The organism is Cobetia sp., assembly GCF_983723665.1.
On record NZ_CFDJES010000245.1, the window covers coordinates 1,297 to 2,678 of the forward strand.

2 protein-coding genes are annotated in these 1,382 nt (G+C 63.2%); one reads left to right on the forward strand and one right to left on the reverse strand.

Annotated features, from left to right (window positions below):
* Positions 1-7: 7 nt before the first annotated feature.
* A complete protein-coding gene (locus AC4FAH_RS14415; RefSeq protein ID WP_490246300.1) occupies positions 8-157 on the forward strand; it encodes a dienelactone hydrolase family protein in 150 nt (49 codons plus the stop codon).
* 176 nt (positions 158-333) lie between these two features.
* Here the strand turns inward: AC4FAH_RS14415 and AC4FAH_RS14420 are convergent.
* The coding region (locus AC4FAH_RS14420; RefSeq protein ID WP_490246299.1) for an endonuclease/exonuclease/phosphatase family protein at positions 334-1,382 on the reverse strand (1,049 nt) is incomplete at its 5' end.

Sequence of the window (1,382 nt, forward strand, 5' to 3'; positions counted from 1 at the left end):
AGCCGCGCTGAAGGAGCACGACAAGGTCTATGAGGCCTACATCTACCCGGACACCCACCACGGCTTCCACAACGACTCCACCCCGCGCTATGACGAACAGGCCGCCAAGCTCGCCTGGGACAGAACCCTTGCCTGGTTCGAGAAGTATCTGAGCTGACCTCAGGCGGCACCAGGAAGACGGCCTGCCCGCCTCAAGGCAACGAAGCCAGCCATCACGCTATCCCCGTGATGGCTGGCTTCGTCATTTTCGAGTGAGACCGAGACTGATCTCTTAAGGCTCAGACCTGATCAGTTCACCAGGCCTATTCAGAACAGACCCGCTCTAAAAACAGCTCAGCTGCACAACATGCCGCTGGCGACGATCTCGCTGAGCGTGCCCTTGCCGATGCCGCTGATGCGGGTCAGCTGACCGCTGGAACTCCATGGACGCTGACGGATGATATCGGCGGCGCGTGCCGGCCCGATATTGGGCAGGCGATCCAGCTGATCGGCGTTGGCGGTATTGAGGTCGATACAGGTCTGACTCGCCGAACTGGAGGCGTTGGATGCACGACTGGCCACCTCTGTGCCCGCCGCCTGCGGCTGGCCGCCGTCCAGCGGCAGCAACGCCAGTGTCTCGCCGGTCACCGACAGATAGATCGGGGCGTGATCGGAGACATCGGCACGCGCCGCCTCATGACTGATCCCCAGATAGTCCGGGAAGCGGAACACCTCGCCGCTGGCGCTGGGCCATTCGCTCGGCACATACCAGATGTTGTCGTAGAGCGAGGCATAGCGGCCATCGGTCTTGGAGAGCGTCGTCGCGCCCTCGGTGATCAGCGGGCGCAGGCCGAGGGTCCGCAGGTCTCCCCACGCAGGCTCATCCGGCGCCATGTTGAAGTCGCCCATGATGATCGCCGGGGTGCCGGGCGAGATTTCCTTCATCAGGTCGTAGATATCCGCCAGCGCACGGATTTCCGGCGCGCGATCCGCCTTGCTGTCGCCATAGACGATATGCACGTTGGCGGCGCTGAAGGCCCGCCCGCTGTCCTTCTCGACGAAGGTGGCCAGCAGCGGCTCGCGCGAGAACACATCCTCGGGATCGAGATAGACGGTAGCTCCGCCCTGATAGGCGATCGTCTTGTCGCGATACAGATAGGCGTAACGCTCGGTATAGGTACTGCGCCCGACCGCATGGCTGACCAGGCTGTCCCACTCATCGCCGGTCAGCGCCTCAAGCTGCTGCTCGAGCTCGCTGACGACCTCCTCCTTCATCACCTCCTGCAGGCCGATCAGGTCCATATGGGTCGCCACCGCCGCGACCTGCTCGAGATGCTTGCCGTTGTTCCAGCCGGCATGCTTCAGATTCCAGCTGGCGATCACCGCATCCGCCTGACTGCTGG